Origin of the sequence: Actinomyces sp. 565, from assembly GCF_010365615.1 — a bacterium.
GTDB lineage: Bacteria > Actinomycetota > Actinomycetes > Actinomycetales > Actinomycetaceae > Actinomyces.
Map to the genome: position 1 here is coordinate 58,941 of NZ_PIZD01000018.1, position 20,966 is coordinate 79,906.

17 protein-coding genes, 1 tRNA gene and 1 pseudogene are annotated in these 20,966 nt (G+C 68.0%); 6 read left to right on the top strand and 13 right to left on the bottom strand.

From position 1 onward, the window contains the following. Positions 1–180 precede the first annotated feature (180 nt). Together GZ997_RS03575 and GZ997_RS03580 are read left to right on the top strand one after the other, a co-directional pair. Positions 181–657, top strand: coding sequence for a DUF2218 domain-containing protein (locus GZ997_RS03575; RefSeq protein ID WP_162678889.1), 477 nt, complete (start codon positions 181–183; stop codon positions 655–657). A 125-nt stretch (positions 658–782) separates the two neighbouring features. Further along, on the top strand, positions 783–1,220 hold the full coding sequence (locus GZ997_RS03580; RefSeq protein WP_202616245.1) for an organic hydroperoxide resistance protein: 438 nt from the start codon (positions 783–785) through the stop codon (positions 1,218–1,220). Between the two features lie 282 nt (positions 1,221–1,502). Here the strand turns inward: GZ997_RS03580 and GZ997_RS03585 are convergent, their stop codons facing one another. From GZ997_RS03585 to GZ997_RS03605, 5 genes are all read right to left on the bottom strand, one after another. Continuing rightward, the gene (locus tag GZ997_RS03585) at positions 1,503–2,993 is read right to left on the bottom strand and encodes an MFS transporter (protein WP_162678890.1); all 1,491 of its coding nucleotides are present in this window, start codon (positions 2,991–2,993) and stop codon (positions 1,503–1,505) included. A gap of 10 nt (positions 2,994–3,003) precedes the next feature. Continuing rightward, positions 3,004–3,786: a 2-C-methyl-D-erythritol 4-phosphate cytidylyltransferase gene (locus tag GZ997_RS03590; protein ID WP_162678891.1), complete on the bottom strand. Its 783-nt coding sequence runs from the start codon at positions 3,784–3,786 to the stop codon at positions 3,004–3,006. Positions 3,787–3,878: 92 nt separating this feature from the next. Beyond that, positions 3,879–4,373: a CarD family transcriptional regulator gene (locus GZ997_RS03595; RefSeq protein WP_161923487.1), complete on the bottom strand. Its 495-nt coding sequence runs from the start codon at positions 4,371–4,373 to the stop codon at positions 3,879–3,881. A 109-nt stretch (positions 4,374–4,482) separates the two neighbouring features. Further along, positions 4,483–5,187, bottom strand: a complete 705-nt coding sequence (locus GZ997_RS03600; RefSeq protein ID WP_162678892.1) for a response regulator transcription factor — start codon at positions 5,185–5,187, stop codon at positions 4,483–4,485. Beyond that, positions 5,184–6,491 (bottom strand): ATP-binding protein, encoded by a 1,308-nt coding sequence (locus GZ997_RS03605; protein WP_161923485.1) that lies wholly within the window; start codon positions 6,489–6,491, stop codon positions 5,184–5,186. The genes GZ997_RS03600 and GZ997_RS03605 overlap by 4 nt, the downstream gene beginning before the upstream one ends. Before the next feature lie 74 nt (positions 6,492–6,565). On the opposite strand from GZ997_RS03605, the gene phoU reads away from it, so the two are divergent. Then, positions 6,566–7,225, top strand: a complete 660-nt coding sequence (phoU, locus tag GZ997_RS03610; protein ID WP_162678911.1) for a phosphate signaling complex protein PhoU — start codon at positions 6,566–6,568, stop codon at positions 7,223–7,225. Between the two features lie 181 nt (positions 7,226–7,406). Here phoU and GZ997_RS03615 read toward each other — a convergent pair whose 3' ends face one another. The 3 genes from GZ997_RS03615 to GZ997_RS03625 form a co-directional block, all read right to left on the bottom strand. Further along, entirely contained in the window at positions 7,407–8,144 is a 738-nt protein-coding gene (locus GZ997_RS03615; protein WP_161923484.1) for a phosphoglyceromutase, read from the bottom strand. A gap of 144 nt (positions 8,145–8,288) precedes the next feature. Further along, positions 8,289–8,621: an Lsr2 family protein gene (locus GZ997_RS03620; RefSeq protein ID WP_136194231.1), complete on the bottom strand. Its 333-nt coding sequence runs from the start codon at positions 8,619–8,621 to the stop codon at positions 8,289–8,291. 166 nt (positions 8,622–8,787) lie between these two features. After that, positions 8,788–8,860: transfer RNA gene (locus tag GZ997_RS03625), tRNA-Thr, on the bottom strand. Positions 8,861–8,982: 122 nt separating this feature from the next. Here GZ997_RS03625 and GZ997_RS03630 point away from each other — a divergent pair. Continuing rightward, the gene (locus GZ997_RS03630) at positions 8,983–10,065 is read left to right on the top strand and encodes an asparaginase (protein ID WP_161923483.1); all 1,083 of its coding nucleotides are present in this window, start codon (positions 8,983–8,985) and stop codon (positions 10,063–10,065) included. A 95-nt stretch (positions 10,066–10,160) separates the two neighbouring features. Here the strand turns inward: GZ997_RS03630 and GZ997_RS03635 are convergent, their stop codons facing one another. Continuing rightward, complete coding sequence (locus tag GZ997_RS03635; protein WP_161923482.1) at positions 10,161–11,771, bottom strand: alpha/beta hydrolase; 1,611 nt, start codon at positions 11,769–11,771, stop codon at positions 10,161–10,163. Positions 11,772–11,934: 163 nt separating this feature from the next. Here GZ997_RS03635 and GZ997_RS03640 point away from each other — a divergent pair, with 163 nt between their 5' ends. Then, positions 11,935–12,864, top strand: coding sequence for a helix-turn-helix transcriptional regulator (locus GZ997_RS03640; RefSeq protein WP_161923481.1), 930 nt, complete (start codon positions 11,935–11,937; stop codon positions 12,862–12,864). A gap of 37 nt (positions 12,865–12,901) precedes the next feature. Here the strand turns inward: GZ997_RS03640 and GZ997_RS03645 are convergent, their stop codons facing one another. Beyond that, the gene (locus tag GZ997_RS03645) at positions 12,902–14,167 is read right to left on the bottom strand and encodes a DNA polymerase III subunit delta' (RefSeq protein WP_162678893.1); all 1,266 of its coding nucleotides are present in this window, start codon (positions 14,165–14,167) and stop codon (positions 12,902–12,904) included. Positions 14,168–14,520: 353 nt separating this feature from the next. Next, the gene (gene tmk / locus GZ997_RS03650; RefSeq protein ID WP_162678894.1) at positions 14,521–15,198 is read right to left on the bottom strand and encodes a dTMP kinase; all 678 of its coding nucleotides are present in this window, start codon (positions 15,196–15,198) and stop codon (positions 14,521–14,523) included. A 1,125-nt stretch (positions 15,199–16,323) separates the two neighbouring features. Between tmk and GZ997_RS03655 the strand changes: the two genes are divergently transcribed. Then, positions 16,324–17,076 carry a CPBP family intramembrane glutamic endopeptidase gene (locus GZ997_RS03655; protein ID WP_162678895.1) on the top strand — a complete coding sequence of 251 codons (753 nt, stop codon included), beginning with the start codon at positions 16,324–16,326 and terminating at the stop codon, positions 17,074–17,076. A 240-nt stretch (positions 17,077–17,316) separates the two neighbouring features. Here GZ997_RS03655 and topA read toward each other — a convergent pair whose 3' ends face one another. Further along, positions 17,317–20,271: a type I DNA topoisomerase gene (topA, locus tag GZ997_RS03660; protein WP_162678896.1), complete on the bottom strand. Its 2,955-nt coding sequence runs from the start codon at positions 20,269–20,271 to the stop codon at positions 17,317–17,319. A 163-nt stretch (positions 20,272–20,434) separates the two neighbouring features. Continuing rightward, positions 20,435–20,966 (bottom strand): annotated as a pseudogene (locus GZ997_RS03665) (diguanylate cyclase); the annotation flags it as partial.

Below are 20,966 nucleotides of genomic sequence, written 5' to 3' on the forward strand. Positions count from 1 at the left end.
CGCCGGGGGGTCGCTCGGGCACCATCACCGACGCAGCCCCTGCACGCTCAGCGGCACCAGGCCGCGGCTAGTCCCTCGCCTGAAGTACTCGCCGTATTCCCGGTACGGGCCATCAAACCGGGCACTCAGCCGCGAGCGATAAGGCTAGGCGAGGCTAAGGCACGTGGCTAGCCTCGTCTCATGACCGTTAATTCAGTAAACGCTAATGGAACTCCCGATTTCGACTCCCGCTCCGTGGCGCGTGTAGCGACCGATAAGCCGGCAGACTACGGCCGCCGCCTGGTCAGCCACATGAGCCGCAAGATCGACGGCGAGTGGAATGGAGCTGACTCCACCGGTCACCTGGTGTTCAACCGCGAGGGGGCCGTGGCCGGCATCGTGGACCTGGCTTGCGAGGAGGGCGCACTCGTCCTGACCCTGTCGGCCTCGGCCCAGGAGCTGCCGCGCCTGGAGGAGGTTGCCGGTCGGCACCTGGCCCGTTTCGGCTACGAGGACGGGCTGGCCGTGTCCTGGAAGCGCCAGGACGGCTCCGACGGCACTACGCAGGGCCCCCTGACCAAGGAGGACCTGGACCGCCTGCGCACCGAGTACGAGGACCGTGCGGCGCGTGAGGGCGCATCCGACGCGGCCGAGGACTTCCCGGACCTGCGCGCCTGACGCCGACTCCGGGTTCCCGGGCGAAGTTCCCACCTGGCTTCCAACAAGCATCCATACTGTGCCCATGCCCGGTCGGCTATAGGCCCGACACGGTCAAGCACAACTCCCACATAAGAAGGTCCACCATGTCCGACGCCATCACCCCGATTTACACCATCGAGGCCCTGGCCTCTGGCGACGGCCGCAACGGCCACGTCGCCTCCACCACCGGCCGCATCGACACCGACCTGGCTATCCCGAAGGAGATGGGCGGCTCCGGAGCCAACCTGCCCAACCCGGAGGAGCTGTTCGCCGCCGGCTACGCCGCCTGCTTCCACTCCGCCCTGCAGGGTGTAGCCCGCATGCAGAAGGCCGAACTGGGCGACTCCAGCGTCGGCGCCCGAGTCTCCATGGGCTCCAACGGTGAGGGCGGCTACGGCCTGGCCGTCGAGTTGGAGGTTGTCATTCCCGCCCAGCCGCATGATGCGGCTCAGGCTCTGGCAGAGGCGGCCCACCAGGTGTGCCCCTACTCCAACGCCACTCGGGGCAACATCCCGGTGACCATCACCGTCTCCGACGACTGACTCCGCCGCACGCTCAGCCCTCAGGGCCGATCACCAATTCCGCGGAATCAGGCGGAAAACTCGATTGAGTCAACATTGTCAGTGTGCTCCTGCGTGCGCCGCCGACTGCGGCGCACGCAGGAGCACATCCGCGTTTTCGTCCAAAATATGAGAATGTTGAAATGACGGGCAAAACTCCCCGTGGCAAGGAGCTGGTGGCACTCGTAAGCGTGCGGGGCCGCTCAGCCGGGACGACGACACCACTGAGAGTCTCAGGCCATGCGCGTATATGCGGGGGCGGCGTCACTCACCAACGCTGATGCGGCCCGAGGGGTCGTGCACTCGCAGCATGAGCAGCAGCCCCACAGCAAGCACCGTGACAATGCCGAGGATGCCCCAATAGCCGGCGCCGCCACCCATGATCCGGGTCCCCAGCCAGATCGAACCGCCGTACATCGCCGGCGCCATGAAGGACACCGCCCGCCCGGTGGTGGCGTAAAGACCGAAGATCTCGCCCTCGCGTCCCTGCGGTACTAGCCGTGCCAGAAACGAGCGCGCCGCCGACTGCGCCGGGCCCACGCAGCCGGAGAGCACAAGTCCCAGCACCCAGAAGACGCGCGCCCCCGCCGCGTGCAGCAGAAATACCAGCAACCCGGCGACGACCAAAATGACAAGCGCCCCAATTATGACCCGGCGCGGCCCCAGCAGGTCATCCAGTCGCCCGGCGGCGATGGTTGCAACACCGGCGACTACGTTGGCCGCCACGGCGAACACAATCACGTCCGCAGGGGAGAAGCCGAAGGTGTTCTGGGCAATGATCCCGCCGTAGGTGAAGACCCCGGCCAGCCCGTCACGGAAGACAGCGGCGGCCAGCAGGAACCACAGCACCTCCGGATGGGTACGGTACAGTCCCACGAGGGTACGCCACAGGTGCTTGTAGGAGGCCACCAGGGACTCGTGGCGCATAATCCGCGGCGGTGCCTGCACCGGGTCTGCCGGCTCGGTCTCCAGCCCGGCCAGCGAACGGGCCGCACCGTAGTCGGTGTCCTCGATAGCTGCCCACCGCCGCCAAGCCCGCTTGCCTGACTGGGTAACCAGCACCGGAATCGCGCACAGACCGAACCAGCCGGCGGAGACGAGCATCGACACGCGCACATCCATGCCGTCCTGGTCGGTCACCCCGAACCAGCCGACCTCCGGGCTGATAAAACCGACGTACAGGATCAGCAGCAGCACGATCCCCCCGAGGTACCCCATCCCCCAGCCGAGCCCGGAGACGGCACCGACCCGATCCTTGGTGGCAAGGCGCGAGAGCAGCCCGTTGTAGTTGACGGACGCCAACTCGAAGAACACGTTGCCGACCCCTAGCAGCGTGATGCCCAGCCACAGGTACCCAGGCTCGGGCAGCACAAAATACAGGGCGGCGCTGACCGCAACGACGATCGCCGTGTAGACGCCGAGCCAGAACACGCTGCGGCCGGCGCGATCGGAGCGCTGCCCGGTCACGGGGGCCAGCAGGGCGATGCAGGCTCCCGCAATGGTCAGCCCCACCGACAGCGCGGACTCACTATCAGCGGGGTCACCGAAGGGGGCACTGGTCAGGTAGACCGAGAAGACGAAGGTGGTGATCACTGCGTTGAAGGCCGCCGAGCCCCAGTCCCACAGCCCCCAGGCAAGCACTGGCCACGTCAGCAGTTTCGCACGCGCGGACGTGTTGTAGCCGCGACCCACTCCACCAGTGGAGCTGAGCGCCGAGCCTAGTTCTGAGTCCCGTCCCGGTACATGTGGCCGCATGCCTCCGAGCCTACGGCTGTACCGGCTCCCGGCGGGCGAGAATCCGAGCGAGGGCCAGATCCAGTGGCGTGGTCACTTTCAGGGCGAGCGGGTCTCCCGCCACGACGACGACGCGCTTCCCCATGGCCTCGACGAGGGAGGCGTCATCCCGTGCCGCCCGCGCCTCATCTCCGGCGACGTCGGCGCCCAGGCGGTGCGCCGTCTCCAGGGTGCTGCGCGTGAAGCCCTGCGGAGTCTGGATGGCGCGCAGCCGCGCACGGTCCGGCGTGCCGACGACGTAGTCGACCTCGATACCACGAACCTGCTCCCCGGCCGGATTCGGCCCAGCACCGTCGATCTCCTTGACTGTGTCGACCACGGGCAGGCCGGGGACGACGGCGTCGTGCCCGGCGCGCACGGCGGCAACGACGCGGCGGATCAGCTCGGGCGGTGTCAGTGCGCGGGCGGCGTCGTGCACTAACACGACCTCGGCGCCGGGTCGGGCTGCGAGTGCCGCCGCTAGTCCGAGCGCTACCGACGCCTGCCGGGACGCTGGTGAGCCGGCGACTACTGTGATCTGCCCGTCCCCGGCCATGTCCGCCACCTCCGCAGTGAAGCGCTCCACCTGGGTGTCCGGGGCGGTGATGGTGATGTGGTCGAGGCTCTCGGACTCGAGCAGGCCGCGGGCGGCGCGGTGCAGCAGCGACTCGCCGCCAACCTCCACCAGCGCCTTCGGCCCCCGGGCGCCTAGCCTGGTGCCCGAGCCGGCGGCGGTGAGTACGGCGACGGCGGATCCTGTGCTTGCGTCCGGCATGTACGGGACCCTACCAGCGGGTATCTTCCTCCCGGCGCATCAGGCAATGCCGATCCCGCGGGGACCGGCCCGCGCCGGGTGGAGTAGGAGCGTCAGGCGGCCGTGCCGGAGCCGAGGACCTCGTCAAGGGTGTTCTCGGCCTCCTCCTCGGCGGTCTTCTGCGCGAGGGCAAGCTCGGATACGAGGATCTGGCGGGCCTTGGCGAGCATGCGCTTCTCCCCCGCTGACAAGCCTCGGTCGGTGTCCCGGCGGGACAGGTCGCGCACGACCTCAGCCACCTTGATGACGTCACCGGAGGCGATCTTCTCCTGATTGGCCTTGAAACGCCGCGACCAGTTGGTGGGCTCCTCCGTCAGCGGGGCCCGCAGCACCTCGAACACGCGCTCCAGCCCGGACTCGTCTACCACGTCGCGTACCCCGATGAGGTCGACGCTGTCCGCCGGGACCAGGATCGTCAGGTCACCCTGCGCGACCTCGAGCTGCAGATAGGTCTTCTCCTCGCCCCTGACCTTGCGCTGACGGATATCAATGATCCGAGCCGCTCCGTGGTGGGGATAGACAACGGTCTCGCCGACTTCGAATGTCATGTGTGAGGTCACTCCAGATTAATCGCGGGGTAATAGTTTATCAGGTAATGACGCCCGAAGACCGGGGAGCTAGCTCACATGGGAGTGCGGCGCAACCGGTGGCGGCGGGTCAGGCCCCGGCAACGAGGCGGTAGCCCACGCCGCGAACCGTGGTCAGGAGCCTCGGGGAGCTCGGGTCCTCCTCGATCTTGGCGCGGATCCTTTTGACATGGACGTCAAGTGTCTTGGTGTCCCCCACATAGTTAGCACCCCACAGGCGCTCAATGATCTGACCGCGGGTGAGCACGTGGTCGGGGTGGCGCAAGAAGAGCTCAAGCAGCTCGAACTCACGCTTGGGCATGGCGACCAGCTGCCCGTCCACGCTCACTTCATGGCGGCCCACATCCATGGTCACGCGCCCTGCAGTGAGCACCGACTCCTCCGGAGCCTCCTCCGCGGTGCGCCGAAGCACTGCGTGCACCCGGGCAATGAGCTCCCTGTAGGAGTAGGGCTTGGTGACGTAGTCATCCGCGCCGAGCTCCAGCCCGGCGATCTTGTCCATCTCCGCGTCCCGCGCCGTGAGCATGATGACGGGGACGCGGGAGCTGCGCCGGATCCGTCGGCATACCTCCGCACCGGACATGCGCGGCAGCATGAGGTCCAGCAGAACCAGGTCGATGGGACCGGGGCCGTCCGGGCCCGCGGCGGATTCGAAGCGGCGCACAGCGGCCGCGCCGTCCTGCGCCTCCACCACCTCGAAGCCGTCGCGCCGCAGATTAAGCGCCAACGGCTCCCGGTAGTTCTCCTCGTCCTCCACCAGCAGGATGCGGGTCATCGACGTTCCTCCTCCGGTTCAGCGCCCGGCGTTGCGGGGGGTGGGGTGTGCGCCTCGCGCGGGGCGGGCGCGTCGGAGATCGCGGCGATAGCCGCGAAGGAGGCTCCGGCAGCACCCCTGGCCACGGCCTGGACCGCCTCGGGGGCAGGCCCCGCCACCTCCGCCGCGGTCCGGTGCCGCGGCAGCACCAAGGTGAAGGTGCTGCCCCTGCCGGGTGTTGACCACAGCTCCACGGTGCCGCCGTGATCGGCCGCAACATGCTTGACGATCGACAGCCCCAGCCCGGTGCCTCCGGTAGCCCGGGACCGGGCCTTGTCCACCCGGTAGAACCGTTCGAATACGCGCTCCTGCGCCTCCTTGGGGATCCCGATCCCCTGGTCGACGACGGCGATGCGCACCAGTTCCGGATCGTCAGTGTCCACACTCAGGCCCACGCTCACACGCGTGCGCGGGTCGGAGTAGCGGATCGCGTTGTCCAGCAGGTTGCTGACGGCGGTCACCAACAGCGAGGCGTCACCGAGTACGTGCAGATCCTCCACGCCGCCGGACACAAGGGCCACCTCCTTGGCGTCCGCCTCCACCCGCACCCGATCCAGGGCGTCCACCACCACCTCATCAACGCTGACGTCCTCGGGTTCGACCAGCGCGTCGCCGTCCTGCAGGCGGGAGAGCTCAATGATGTCACCCACCAGCAGCTCCAGGCGCCGAGACTCCCGGCTCATCCGCTCGGCGTAGTCGGCGACCAGCGCTGGATCGTCCGCGTTCTCGCGCACCGTCTCCGCCAGCAGCGAGATCGCCCCGACTGGCGTCTTTAGCTCGTGGGAGGCGTTGACGACGAAGTCTCGGCGCATGTCCTCCACGCGGCGGGCCGCCGTGCGGTCCTCAATCAGCACCAGCACCCGACCGCGGCCGATGCCGGCCACGCGGATCTGCAGGTGGAAGTTGCCCGCTCCGACGACGCGCCCGCGTGCCACCGTGATCTCGGCTTCAGCGGCCTTCCCGGTGCTGCGCACGCGCTCCACCATCTCGGCGACTTGCGGTTCACTGACCTCATCGTCGTGCACGATGTTGTAGGTGTAGGCGGCCGCGGAGGCGCGCAGGACCTCGCCGTCGTCGTCGAGGAGCACGACTACGGATCCCAGCGCCGCAAGGATGGGGATCAGGCCGTCGCGCTCGAGGGTGGATCCGGCGACTATCCCGTCGCCGTGGGCGTCACGGGTGGCGTGCCCCAGGGCGAGTCCCGCCGCGGCGCCGGCCGCGACACCCGCGACGGCAACCGCGATGATCAGCCAAACGGTTCCCACGCCCCCTAGGGTAGAGGTGTAGCCGGGTGCTCCGCGAGCCCGGCTCCGCGGCCGTGACGGGGAAGAGGCTAAACGTGCGCGACATCTTCAACCAGGAACTGAAACAGCTGGGCACGGATCTGGCGTCAATGGCGGCGCAGGTGGCCACCGCCATCGAGCGCGCCGCCGAGTCGCTGCGCACCGGGGACATCATCGTCGCCGAGCAGGTCATCGACGCCGACGAGCGCATAAACGACCTCCAGCGCGACATCGACGACATGTGCGTGATGCTGCTGGCCCGGCAGCAGCCGGTGGACCGTGACCTGCGCAATGTCATCTCCGCCCTGCGCATGGCCCAGACCCTGGAGCGGCAGGGAGACCTGGCCCGCCACGTCGCAGCCATCGCCCGAGGCCGCTACCCGCAGGCTCCCGTGCCCGAGCCCGTCCTCGGCCTGATGGTGAAAATGGCCGACGCCGCCGTGCGTGCGGGCCGGGACGTGTGCACTCTCATTGAGACCCAGGACCTGGAGCTGGCCGCCGCGATCCAGCGCCGCGACGCCGAGCTGGATGCGCTGCACCGGGAGTCGTTCCAGATGATTCTCGATCCGGGCATCGAGCTATCCCGCCAGCAGGTAGTGGACGCGGTGCTCATGGGGCGCTTCCTGGAGCGCTTTGGGGACCACTCGACGTCGGTTGCCCGGCGCATGGCCTACCTGGTTTCAGGGATCACGGTGCCCGGCCCCTCCGAGGCGTAGGCGGCGGGGCGGGGGCGCGTTAGTCACGCCACCCGCCCCGCCGCCATTGCTGGTGCCCAGAATCGGATTCAGAATCGGATACCCAGAGTTCAGGGTCGGGCGCTCCGGGTGCTGCAAGTTGCACGCGCGGAGCCGGATGCCCGTAGTGGGCTGCGCAGGTCCTAGTGGACGGCGCGCAGGCTCACTTACCCTGGTTGGCGACCGCGGCGATCTTCGCCTCGGCCTCGGGGTCCAGGTAGCGTCCGCCCTTCTTGATGGGCTTCAGGGTCTCCTCGTCGAGCTCGTAGACGAGCGGAATACCGGTGGGAATGTTGACGCCGGCGATGTCCTCATCGGAGATGTCATCAAGGTGCTTGACGATGGCACGCAGCGAGTTACCGTGGGCGGCGATCATGACCGTCTTACCGGTCTTGATCTCCGGGACGATGGTCTCCTCCCAGTACGGCAGCAGCCGGGCCAGGACGTCTTTCAGGCACTCGGTGGCGGGAATCGGCTCGCCGGCGTAGCGCGGGTCGGCGTCCTGGGAGAACTCGGAGCCGAGCTCAATGGCCGGCGGCGGCACATCATAGGAGCGGCGCCACAGCATGAACTGCTCGTCGCCGTACTGCTCGCGAATCTCCTTCTTGTTCTTACCCTGCAGGGCGCCGTAGTGGCGCTCGTTCAGGCGCCAGTGCCGCTCCACCGGGATCCAGTGGCGGTCAGCGGCATCCAGGGCGAGGTTCGCCGTCATGATGGCGCGACGCAGCACGGAGGTGAAGAGCTTATCGGGCAGGACGCCGGCCTCCTTGAGGAGCTCACCGCCGTGGACGGCCTCGGCACGCCCCTTCTCCGACAGCGCGACGTCCACCCAGCCGGTGAACAGGTTCTTAGCATTCCAATCGCTCTCGCCGTGGCGGAGCAGCACAAGGGTGTAAGCCATGAGGACATTGTGCCAGGACGGGCCGGGTGCCACCAGGCCCCTGGGTCCTAAAAAGGACCCAGGGGCCCGGAAAACGTGCCTTCGGCGTCGGCGCCGGGCGAATACGCCGCGGCACCGCGCCCGGGTGGGCGTGAAACGCCCAGGTCAGCCGTTGTTGCTGGGGTTGTTAGCCGCCATGTAGGCCTCACGGACCGGGGCGGGGATACGCCCGCGGTCCGAGACCTCGTAGCCGTTGGCACGCGCCCACTCACGAATCTTCTGGGTGACGCCCGTCGGCGGGCGACGGCGCAGCGTGCGGCGTCCGCCGCGGCGGCGCGCCTTCACGGTCCACTCCTCGATCGACTCGCGCAGGGCGGCGGCGTGCTCCTCGTTGAGGTCGATCTCGTAAGTGACGCCATCGAGAGCAAAGGTAATGGTCTGAGTCGCCTCAGAGCCGTCGATGTCATCCACAAGCACAATTTGGGTCTTCTGTGCCATATTGGTCCTCCTTGCCACAGACATATGCGGGCCCCGCCTCTAGCGCGGGACCATCCCGGGTAACAGGATAGGCATATATGGCCAATTGAAGCAAGGAAATCCAATAACCGGCAAGTCGGAGTATGTTTCAGCGTTGAACGAACCCCTGGGGGAGGCGAAAGCTCAGAGCCACCTGTGGGAATCGAACCCACGACCTATTCATTACGAGTGAATCGCTCTGCCGACTGAGCTAAGGTGGCCTGCCGCCGCAGCGGCGACACGCACGCTACCGCGTGAAGGCCGGGACACGCAATCCGGCAGCCCAATCACGTGAGGTGGTTTGCAGCACAAAAGCGGACCCAGAGCTGCGTACCCTGGCCATATGCACATCCACTTCACCTACGCCGGCGGCACCATCGGCATGATCGATTCGCCCCGCGGGCTCCAGCCCGGCGCCGACCTCGGAGGCTGGCTGCCCAGGCTGATTCCAGGATTCACCGAGACCGTATGCACGAGACCTCCGACCATCCCACCGTCACCACAATCACCTGCCCCGGGAACGTCGTCGGCGCCCGGAGCAACATACTCGCTCACCACCCTGCAACCCCTGCTTGACTCCGCGGAGACCACCCCGTACACCTGGCAGCAAGTCATTGACGACGTACAGCGCCACGCCGGCTGCGCAGACGCATTCGTCGTGCTGCACGGCACCGACACCATGGCCTATACGGCCTCTGCGCTGTCCTATGCACTTATCGACCTCGAGCAACCGGTCGTGGTCACCGGTTCGCAGCTGCCGCTGGGCGCAACCGACTCCGACGCCGCCGCAAACCTCACCGGAGCCGTATACGCGCTCACCCAGGGCGCGCCCCGCGGGGTACACCTTTTCTTCGGCGGCCGCCTCCTGGCCGGGAACCGGGCCACGAAGACTTCCACCTGGTCGCTACAGGGCTTCGAGTCACCAAACACGCCCCCGCTCGCCGTCGCCGGCGCGCCCTGGCACTGGTCGCCCCGCGCCCCGCGCACCGGTGTCGGCTGGTCCGCGCCACTGCCCTACACTGCCCACGACGTGCCGGTAATCGACATGGCACCAGGGCTCAGCTCCGCGCGCCTGAAGGCCGCACTGACACCAGCTCCCGTGGCCGTGATCGTGCGCGCATTCGGCGTGGGGAACCTGCCCGCGGCCGCGGACGGCCCGGTCAACGTGCTGGCCCAGGCGGTCCGGGACGGGGTCACGGTGGTGATCGCCTCGCAGTGCCCTCAGGGAGAGGTGGCGCTCGGGCGCTATGCCGCCGGCGCGGGCGCGGCACAGGCCGGCGCCGTCGGCAGCGGCGACATGACGCTTGAGGCCGCCTATGCGAAGCTGCAGTTCCTCGCCTCCCAGGGGCTGCGCGGTGCCGAGCTGGGGAAGTGGATGGGCCGAGACCTGGCCGGAGAGCTCACGGCGCCGGCCACCCGCCACTGAAACGCCCGCCGCCAATGCGCCCCGGCCACCCGCCGTCGGCACTCTGGCACGCGGGCCTGCCCTGCCGGCCTGCCCCGCAGGCTCCCGGCAGGCGCTCAGCCGCAGGTCAGCCCCTCCTCCGGCAGGACGCCCGCCAGCAGGTAGTTGTCAACGGCATCGGCCACGCAGGCGTCCGCTCGCCCGTAGGCGGTGTGCCCATTACCCCTCCAGGTGACCAGATGGCCGTCCTCCAGCTGCTCACTGAGGGCCTGCGACCACGCATAAGGCGTGGCCGGGTCACCGGTGGTGCCCACCACCAGGATCGGGGCGGCGCCGGAGGCGTGAATCTCGGCGCGCTCCCGGCTGGACGCATGCCCCCAGACACTGCAGTACAGGTCGGAATAACCCAGGTCCGCGCCAAAGGTCGGAGAGATCGCCTCAAGCTGCTCGCGCTCCGCCTCCCAGCTGTCGGCGTCGCCGACCACGGGATAGTCCAGGCAGTTGATGGCATTGATCGCCTCATTGCCATTGCCTCTGTAGGTGCCGTCACTTTGCCGGGAGGCGAACAGATCGGCGACGCGCAGCAGCACCGAGCCGTCGTCATGATTCATCGCCTGGTCCAGCCCCTCACTCAGCACCGACCATGACTCCGACTGATACATGATCCCCAAAATCGCAGACTCCGCGAGCGAATAGGTCAGGGGCCGGTCCGGGTCGGAAGTCGGAATCGGCGCATCCGCAGTGACTTGCAGGAAGTCCTGGATCTGGGAGACGCCGGCATCAACATCGCCCCGCAACGGGCACTTATTGCCACTGAGGCAGTCCTCCACATAAGCGCGCAGCGCCTTCTCAAAGCCAGCCGCTTGCCCCAAGGTGACCTCCCCGGCGCTGAGAGTCGGGTCGATTGCGCCATCGAGGACCATGCGGCCCACGTTGCTGGGGAAGAGCTCGGCGTAGGTGGCGCCTAGGTATGTTCCGTAGGAATAGCCGAGGTAAGTCAGCAGGTCCTCGCCAATGACGGCGCGCAGCACGTCCAAGTCCCGGGCCGCAGAGACCGTGTCGACGTGGTCCAGCAGGTCAGCGGGAGTGTTCGCCGCGCACTTGCCCTCGTACCACTCGACATACTCCGCCACCGCGTCCTGGGCAGCAGCGGCGTCCGACGCCTCGCTGCCCGCACTCGCCTGGTCCCCCGACCCAGCGCGCTCCTCATCCAGCTCGGCATCGGTCAGGCAGTCGATGGCGGTGGAGCTGCCCACGCCCCGCGGGTCAAAGCCGATCACGTCGTATGACCGCATCAGGGCGTCTGAGAAGTAGCCCTCCGCGGACTCCACCAGGCTGACACCCGACCCTCCCGGTCCGCCCGGATTGATGAACAGGCTGCCGATCGCGGTGCCAGTGGCGGCACGGCGCTTCATCGCGATATCAATGCGCCGCCCGCTCGGATCGGAGTAGTCCAGCGGCACGCTCGCATAGGCGCAGGTGAAGTCGGCGGCGCCCTCGGCCTCGGCCATGCCCGTATCAACGCACGGATACCAGTCGACGTCTTGGGAGTAGAAGTCCTCCAGGCCGGCGGGCACCGAGGCGGCGGCGTCGGTCGCCCGGGCCGCCGCGGAGGGGCTGACATCAGTGGCGGGAAGCAGCACCGCGCACGCGGCCAGGCCAGTCGCGGTGAGGACGACGGTGAGAGCCGCGAGAACGCGGCGGGGGCGTCCCGAATGAGTACTCACGCGTGCAGCCTACGGTTACGTGCTCAAGCGGCCCTGACTGTGCAAGGTGGATTCCTCCCCATTGCGACCCAGCCGTTAGGCTCGCCCCAGCGTCGTGCCGAAACGCCTGACAGGGCCTGGGCGGGCCTGCCTCGCCCTACATCTGGCGTCTAACCTTGCTTGCATGAGCCAGTCGTCCTCCCCCATGCCCGCCGACGCCCGCGCTGAGTTGAAGGACTTCCTAACCACGCGTCGGGCCAAGGTGCAGCCGCAGATGGTGGGCCTACCCGTCGTCGGCGGGCGCCGCCGCGTACCCGGGCTGCGCCGCGAGGAGGTCGCCATGCTCGCAGGGGTGAGCGTGGACTACTACACGCGCCTGGAGCGGGGCAATGCAGCCGGCGCCTCCGATGAGGTGCTGGAAGCGCTCGCCTCCGCGCTGCTGCTGGATGACGCCGAGCGCCAGCACCTCATCGACCTAGCCCGCACCGTCACCCCTATGGGGCGGATACGGCGTCGGCGCGGGCGCGCCAACAGCTGCACCATACGGCCGGACACCCAGTGGCTGCTGGACGCGATGCCCATGCCTGCTGCGGTGCGCAACGGTTCGGGAGACTACGTGGCGGCCAACACGATGGCACGGGCGCTGTACCACCCCATGTTCGTGGACCCGATCCCGGAGGTAGCAGCCGAGCATCCGAGCATGGCCCGCTTCATCTTCCTGGACCCGCGTGCACGGGAATTCTTCCCCAACTGGCAGACAGGCGCAGAGGACCTGGTGGCGATGCTGCGGCTGCGCGCCGGCGAGGACCCGACCGACCCGTGCCTGCAGGCACTCATCGGGGAGCTGTCCACGCGCAGCCGGGAGTTCTCCGACCTGTGGGCGCGCCACGACGTCCGCTACGTGTGCCGCAACGAGAAGGTCGTGAACCACCCGATCGTCGGGGAGATTCACCTGTGCTACGAGTCCGCCGCCATGGCGACCACCCCCGGCATGAGCATGCTCGTGTACGGGGTGGAACCGGGCAGCGCGAGCGCGGAGGCGTTGCGGCTGCTGTCTTCCTGGGCGGCCACCGAGCTGGCGCCGGCGGATACCGCCACGGCCGAGCCGCGCTAGACCTGCCACGGGCGGAATCGGCGCGCCCCTGCGGTGCTCAGGCCTGGGGGCGCAGCTGCACCATGAGCGACTCGACCGCCAGCAGCACCGCGGCGTTGGACCGCAGCCGCTCACGGCACTCCTCAATGGCACCGATGCGCGCCAGCGACTGGCGCGGTACGGTAGCGGCGGCCACCTGTGAGACGGCCTCGGCAAGGTCGATGTTGACCTGCTCCACGTCGCTGCCAAGCTGGACCGCCAGCACGTCCCGGTAGAAGGACAGCAGGTCAATCATGGCCCGGTCGAGCACGTCGGTGCGGGCCCGCCGAGCGCGCCGCTTCTGGTCCTCCTCCAGCTGACGTACCTGGGCTCGCAGCGACGGCGGCACGCGCGCGCCGTCCTCCAGCCCGAGGGCGCGCAGCAGCGCCGACCTCTCGGCGGCGTCACGCTCAGCTGTGGCCGTTTTCGCCTCCTCCTCGGCGGCGTCCACCAGGTCCGCGGCGGCCAGCACGGCATCCCCTACGCTGCGCAGGGAGATGGGGGCGAGCAGCAAGCGGCGGCGCCGCTCCCAGGCGCCGGCGTCAGTGGCCAGGTGGCGGGCGAGCCCGATGTGGGACTGGCTGGCGCGGGCGGCGCGGGCCGCCAGCTCCGGGTCGGCGCCGTCGCGGCGCACCAGCAGCTCGGCCACGGCGTCGGCGGGCGGAACGCGCAGCGTCACCAGCCGGCAGCGGGAGCGGATGGTGGGTAGTACATCGTCGGCGCTGGGCGTGCACAGGATCCATACGGTCTGCGGGGGCGGCTCCTCAATGGACTTCAGCAGCACGTTGGTGGTGCGCTCGGCCATACGGTCGGCGTCCTCCACCAGGATCACCCGCCACCGGCCGGTCCAGGGACGGCGCTGCGCTTCCCCAATCAGCGTCTTGACCTCGTCCATCGTGATCAGGAGCTTCTCGGTGGCCATGCGCACCACATCCGGGTGGGCGCCACTCATCACGTCGCGGCAGGCCTTGCACACCCCGCAGCCGGGTACTTCCCCGGTGCACTGCAGGGCTGCTGCGAAGGCGCGGGCGGCGACGCTCCGGCCGGAGCCGGGCGGCCCGGTCACCAACCAGGCGTGGGTCATGGCCGACGTATCGACAGCGCCGGCCGAGTCGGTGATGCCGATTTCAGCGGGGCTGGAATCACCCCCCCGAGTACCAGCAGCCACGCGTGCGGCGTCGGCAGCCGCGCCGCGGGCGGCAACACTCATGCGTGCGGCCTCCGCGGCAGCTTGGAAGGCGGCGACCACCTTCTCCTGGCCGACGACATCGGCCCACACGCTCATCCGAGGCACCACCTGGTTGCGTTCTCCGCGGCGGGCGTCAAAGACTGGATCACGGCACCAGGCTAACGGCAACCGCCGACACGTTCAGCCACAAAGCCCGCCAGAGCACCTGCCTGCTCGCCCCGGCGGACAGCTCGACCTACCTTCACGTCCCGCGGAGCGGCCCGGGTGTCAAAATCGATGACAAACGACTCGCGTGGCCGCTCACAGCGGTTCGGCACCCGCATGGTTTCGCCATTTTCAAGAGCGTCGTGGACGTCGACGCCCCCGTTTGTCATCATTTTTGACGTTACGTCTACCGACCTCGGCACGTAACGTCCACCGACCTCGGCGGGAGAGGGCGCGGAAGGCCTTCAGCTGCGCCCCGTCCCATGGACGGCAATGAGCCCCTCAACTAGTCCGGACACCTCGGCGGCCACCTCTTCCACAGGCCGGTCGGCGTCAACGACCTTGATGCGTTCGGGCTCCTGCCGCGCCAGTACCAGGAACTGCTCGCGCAGTGCGGAGTGAAAGGCGACTGGCTCCTGCTCCAGGCGATCGCTCGGCCCGCGCGCGCCGGCGCGTGCGGCGCCGACGAAAGGCTCGGCATCTAGCAGGATGGTCAGATCCGGCAGGAGACCCTCGACAGCCCACAGGGACAGGTCGCGCACCTCCTGGGGACCGAGCGCCCGAGCGGCGCCCTGGTAGGCGATTGAGGAATCCAAATAGCGGTCGGTCAGTACCACCTCACCACGAGCGAGCGCGGGACGCACGACCGAGTCGACGTGGTGGGCGCGGTCGGCGGCATACAGCAGGGCCTCCGCCCGCGGGCTCACTTCACCGCCGTGGAGCAGCAGCCGACGGATCTGTGCACCGAGTTCGGTGCCGCCGGGCTCACGTGTGCGCCGGTGGGCGATACCGGACTTGCCCAGCGCCTCGCTCAGCAGCTCGATCTGGGTGGTCTTGCCGACTCCGTCACCGCCCTCGAAGGAGACGAACAGGCCGGGATAGGCGTGCGCAGGCGGCACCGGGGCGAAAGCGGACAAGTTCACGGCGTCAGGGTAGCCGCAGACCGTGCCAGGACAGGGCTGGTCCCCGCCCTGTCCCTGTCATAAAATGCACCACTTTCCGACTGCGGATCCTCTTCCGAATCCGACAAACCGCACGATTCCGCGCACACAGCCAGCGGGACCGACGGCAGTGAGTCCCAAAGTGGTGCATTCCATGACACCAGCGCGTGCACGCTGGCGCGCCTCTACCGCTGCCGCAAAAGGCTGGCACGTAGAACTCCATACGATGGCTGGGCTCACGCCGAGCCGCAAAACCCCAAGCCTCGGACTCAAAGAGCCGCTATTGCAGCTCGTCCGGTGTGAGCGCGCCGGGAGTGAGGTCGGGCGGTGTCCAGGGCGCGGCTGCCTGGCCCGCGCCTGGCTGGAACAGCCATGTCTGTCTGAACCAGCCGCACCTACCTGAACCAGCCATGCCTCCCCGGATCTGCCCATAGGCGCACGCAGATGGTCCAAGTAGACAAGCGCGGTGCTCGGGCCGACGGCTCCGGCCGTGTTGAAGGCATTGACAAATCGCCGAAATCATTGAGGCCATGCGGCACCTGGACCGGGGCGGCAACCGCTGACGGCGCCGGCCAGTAGCTCCAGCGACTCTGCTACCGCACCCCAGGCACTACGGGGAGGTGATCACCGGAGTGGAGCAGTACACCGCTGTGAAGGGCGCGGACCGGGCCGGTTCGTGCGTGCGCCCCGGAATGACAAATCGGCACCCGCGCAACGGTTCGGCACTTCGTATGACACTTCGGCACTTGGCACCTGCGCTTCGGCACTTCCCGCGACGCTACGTACCCCTACCGTACGAACCGTCACCACCAGGTACGAATCGTCGACCAGAACGTACGAACCGTCGCGAGAACGTACGAACCGTCAACCAGGGCACGCGAACCGCCGGTCAGAGTGTACGAACCACCGCGCCAGTACAGCCCCGGACACCGACCGCCACTCCCGGCACGCCACAACCGCCACACCCAGCACGCCAACCCACCCAGGCACGCGCACCAGCCACCAAACGGCGAACCACCACACCCGCAAACCGGAAGAGCCCCATTAAATCTTCGCGTTGGAACCCGATTTCCAATGACCAACTAACAGATGCTATAAGGAGGCACTATGCCAAAGACCGACATCGCGCGCACCGCGCTCAAGTCCGCCCTCCTCTACATCCTCGCCATGGGGATCGCGAACCTGACCGTTCGCCACCTCTTCAACACGAGTTACAACGATCCCGGTTATGCGAGGGCCATGCTTCCGTTCTTCTGCCTGCTGGCCCTGGGCGCGGTCGGCTGCTTCCTCGCTCTGCGAAAGCAGCTGCCCGCTCCCACCGGTCCGAGGAGCTACACGCTCTTCCTGGTGATCTTTGTGCCGGTCGTCGGCATGGCGGCCTACTACCTACTGACTAACGGGCAGCTGAGCGCCGCATTCATGACGCCGCTGGCGGTGGCGTTCCTGGTGGGACTTGCAGAGGAGATAATGTTCCGCCGCGTCCTTTACACCGCCTACTTGGGTGAGCCCAACGGCAGGCGCGTCAACGGCGCCCTGCTCGTCTCCGCAACCATGTTCAGCCTGCTCCACGCGGTGAATATCCTCGCCGGGCAGCCCCTGACCGGCACACTGTCGCAGCTGGTGTCAACCTTCATCGCCGGACTGTTCTACGCGCTCATGTACGACTACACCAAGAGCATCGGCCTGCTGGTAACCGCCCACTTCCTGTGGGACTACATCCTTCTGAGTGATGCGCCCGTGAAGATTCCTGCCATCAGCATCGCCATGGGGGCGCTTACGGTGGTTGAATTCGTCATCACGCTCGTCCTCATCCTCAAGAGGCGGAAGCAGGAGGCGATTGCACCTTCTCAGAGCGCCTAACAGCGCCTAACAAGCCAAGGCGTCCTCAGCGGCGCCCACATTGCAGCCTGTGGCCGGAGTCGGGTCACAGGCTGCCGCATTATTCGGAGGCGTCCCGACTCGCACCGTTTTTCATGACAGCACGTCCGGAGCGGCTGCTGAAGTCTCAGCCAGGATGTCCACCGATCCGACCGACTCCCGGGCAACCCCGCCGCAACCACACCCCAAAGTGCGGTGAGCCGGCGAGCCGGGCAGCCTGATTCAGCCGCTCGTTTTACTGGTGGTGGACTTCTTCGCGGTCGCCCTCTTGGTGGTGGTCCTCTTAGCCGTGGCCTTACGGGTCGTGCGCTTCTTGGCCGGTCCCTTAGCGCGCTTCTCCGCGAGCAGCTCATAGGCGCGCTCGGGAGTGACCGTGGCCGGGTCATCATCACGACGCAGCGTCACGTTCGTCTCCCCGTCGGTGAAGTACGGGCCGAAGCGGCCGTCCTTGATCACCACCGGACGCCCCGTGGCCGGATCGGTGCCGAGTTCCCGCAGGGGGCCGCGGGCAGCCGCCTGACCACGGCGCCGCTTGGGCTGGGCGAACAGCTCCAGCGCCTGCTCCAGGGTCACCGTGAACAGCTGCTCCTCGCTCTCCAACGAACGCGAGTCAGTGCCCCGCTTCAGGTAGGGCCCGTAGCGGCCGTTCTGCGCCGTGATGTCAACACCTTCGGCGTCCTGGCCAACCACGCGCGGCAGGCTCAACAAGTCGAGGGCCTGTTCCAAGGTAACGGTGGCCAAGTCCATCGACTTAAACAGTGAGGCGGTACGCGGCTTGGGTCCCTTCCGGGCCCGGCGGGCAGTCTTGGCACCGCTCCTCGACGACGCCGAGCCGGCCGCAGCCTCCGCCTCACCGGTCTCCGGCTCAGGCAGGATCTCGGTGACATAGGGGCCGTAACGGCCATCCTTAGCCACGATGGTGTGCCCGGTGGACGGGTCGGTGCCGAGTTCGCGCCCGTCATCGGCAGCGCGGATGAACAACTCCTGCGCCTTGGCCACGGTTAGCTCGTCGGGCGCCAGATCGCCGGGCACATTGGCGCGTTTGCCCTCGGCGTCCTCCAGGTAGGGCCCGTAGCGGCCCACGCGCAGGGTGATGCCCTCACCGATGTCAATAGAGTTGACGGCGCGGGCATCGATCTCACCCAGCCCGTCAACCAGGGCCTTGAGCCCCTGGCTCTCCCCCGCAGGCCCCGCTGCCGCGGGCGCCGGTCCCGACGCCGCAGCGTCGTTCACGCCCGCACCCGCCTGCCCCTGCGGCCCGTAGTAGAAGTGGGTGAGCCAGTCGACCCGGTCCTCCTCGCCGGAGGCGATACGGTCCAGGTCTGCCTCCATGGAGGCGGTGAAGTCGTAATCGACCAGCTCGCTGAAGTTCTCTTCCAGCAGCCGGGTAACCGCGAAGGCCAGCCAGGTGGGCACCAGTGCCTGGCCACGGTGCTCAACGTAACCGCGGTCGGAGATGGTGGACATGATGGAGGCGTACGTGGACGGCCGGCCGATCTCCCGCTCCTCCAGGGCCTTGACCAGGGAGGCCTCCGTGTAGCGGGGCGGCGGCGTGGTCTCGTGCCCGGCGGCCTCGGCAGCCAGTGCGGCCAGCTCCTGCCCGGCGATCATGGCCGGCAGGCGCACCTCCCGGTCCTTGCCCGCCTTCGCGGCGGCGGCCCCGCCGGCTCCGGCGCCCTCACCCGCCGCAGCGGCATCGGCGCTGCCCGCCACCGCGGGCGTGTTCTCCGACTCGTAGCGCTCAGCATCACGCCCCTCCTCGTATGCGGCCAGGAAGCCACGGAAGGTGATGACTGTGCCCGAGGCGCTGAGGGAGGCAGTGCTGAAGGTAATGCCGGCATCGCGGGAGCCGCCGTCCGCGGGGCGCAGCGGCACGTCCACCCGCACGGTAGCCGTGGAGCCGGTGGCATCGGCCATTTGGGAGGCGACCGTGCGCCGCCAGATCAGCTCGTACAGTCGGAACTGGGCGCCGGTAAGCTGGCCGGACACCTGGGCGGGGGTGCGGAAGTGGTCGCCGGCGGGCCGGATCGCCTCGTGGGCCTCCTGGGCACCCTTGGTCTTGGTGGCGTACACGCGCGGCTTCGGCGCGACGTACTCCGCGCCGTACAGCTCGGCCACCTGACTGCGAGCGGCGGCGACGGCCTGCCCGGACAGCACCGTGGAGTCGGTACGCATGTAAGTGATGAAGCCGTTCTCATACAGGGCCTGCGCCACCCGCATGGTCTCGCGCGGGTTCATGCGCAGCTTGCGGCTCGCCTCCTGCTGCAGGGTGGAGGTGGTGAAGGGTGCCGCCGGGCGCCGCCGGTAGGGCTTGTCCTCCACCTCGGCAACGCGCGGCACGGCGCGGGTGATGGCGTCGGCGACGGCGCGAGCGGCCCCCTCGTGCAGGTGCACGGTTCCCGCCTTGACGGCGGCAGGCCGCAGTACCCCGGCGTCGGTGAAGTCACGCCCTGTGGCCACGCGCCGTCCGTCCAGGGCGGTCAGGCGCGCAGTGAACGAGCTGTCCACCGCGGTGGGCCGCAGTGAGCTGCCGGCGGCCAGGTCGGTGGACAGCTGGGCCTCCACTCCCCAGTAGCCGGCGGCCTTGAAGGCCATGCGCTCGCGCTCGCGCTCGACCACCAGGCGCGTGGCCACCGACTGCACGCGCCCGGCGGACAGGCCGGCACGCACCTTGCGCCACAGCACGGGGCTGACCTCGTAGCCGACCAGCCGGTCCAGGATGCGGCGGGTCTCCTGGGCGTCCACCCGGTGCGTGTCCAGGTCACGCGTGTTGCTCAGGGCGCGGGTGACTGCCTCCTTGGTGATCTCGGTGAAGGTCATGCGCTTGACCGGCACCTTGGGCTTGAGCACCTCCAGCAGGTGCCAGGCGATGGCCTCCCCCTCGCGGTCATCATCGGTGGCCAGGTAGAGCTCGTCGGCGTCCTTGAGGGCCTTGCGCAGCTGCGTGACCGTCTTCTTCTTGTCTGGGTTGACCACGTAGTAGGGCTTGAATCCGTCGGTTACGTCGACAGCGAACTTGCTGTACGGGCCCTTCTTCTCGGCTGCGGGCAGCTCGGACGGCTGGGCCAGGTCACGAATATGGCCGACCGAGGCCTCGACGTCGAAGTCCTTGCCCAGGTATCCGGCAATGGAGCGGACCTTGTTGGGGGACTCGACGATGACGAGCTTGGTGGACACAAGCGACCTTTCTTATGCAGACCATGGACACCCTGGGGTGAGACGTCACGACCGCCACGCTCCCTCAGAGGTGACGGCGGGAGCGGGATGGGACCCGACCCATGGTGAGGTTAACGTATCTCAGTTGACAGCAACACAACGGTGTCGCGACGACCACTATGACTCAAGGCATTCTTGCCAGCGCCTCGCGGACCGTCGCCACGCGGTCGCGGATAGCGGACGCATCCAGGGTAACGACTGCACCACGCGCCTTGGCCGCCAATTCAGCCAGGGAGGACGTCTCCGGGAACCCCGTATCGCTCAGCTCCACCGCCTCCTGAAGAAGCGCCTGGACATCAACATCCTCAACCAGCGGCAGCGCGCCCTCGTCCTGCAGGGCACGAATCCAACGCTGAAACGGGCGATTGATCCGGTCCAGATCGGACACTACCGAACGCATGTCCGTATCCAGGCGCTCCACCAGATCCGCGGCGTTCTGACACGATGGCACCAACGGCTCCAGATCTGCCAGAAGCGCCTCGGCGAGGTCGCCGATCGCCGTGCTGGAGTCGCTGTCCTCCCCATCAAGAACCGCGGCGGCAAAGACGCCCGTCATCAAGGTGTGCAGGCGCATCAGTGATGCGCGGAAACGCACCTCGGACGCCATCTCATACAAAGCTGCCAGGGAGCCGTTGAGCTGCTGCAGCAGCTCAACG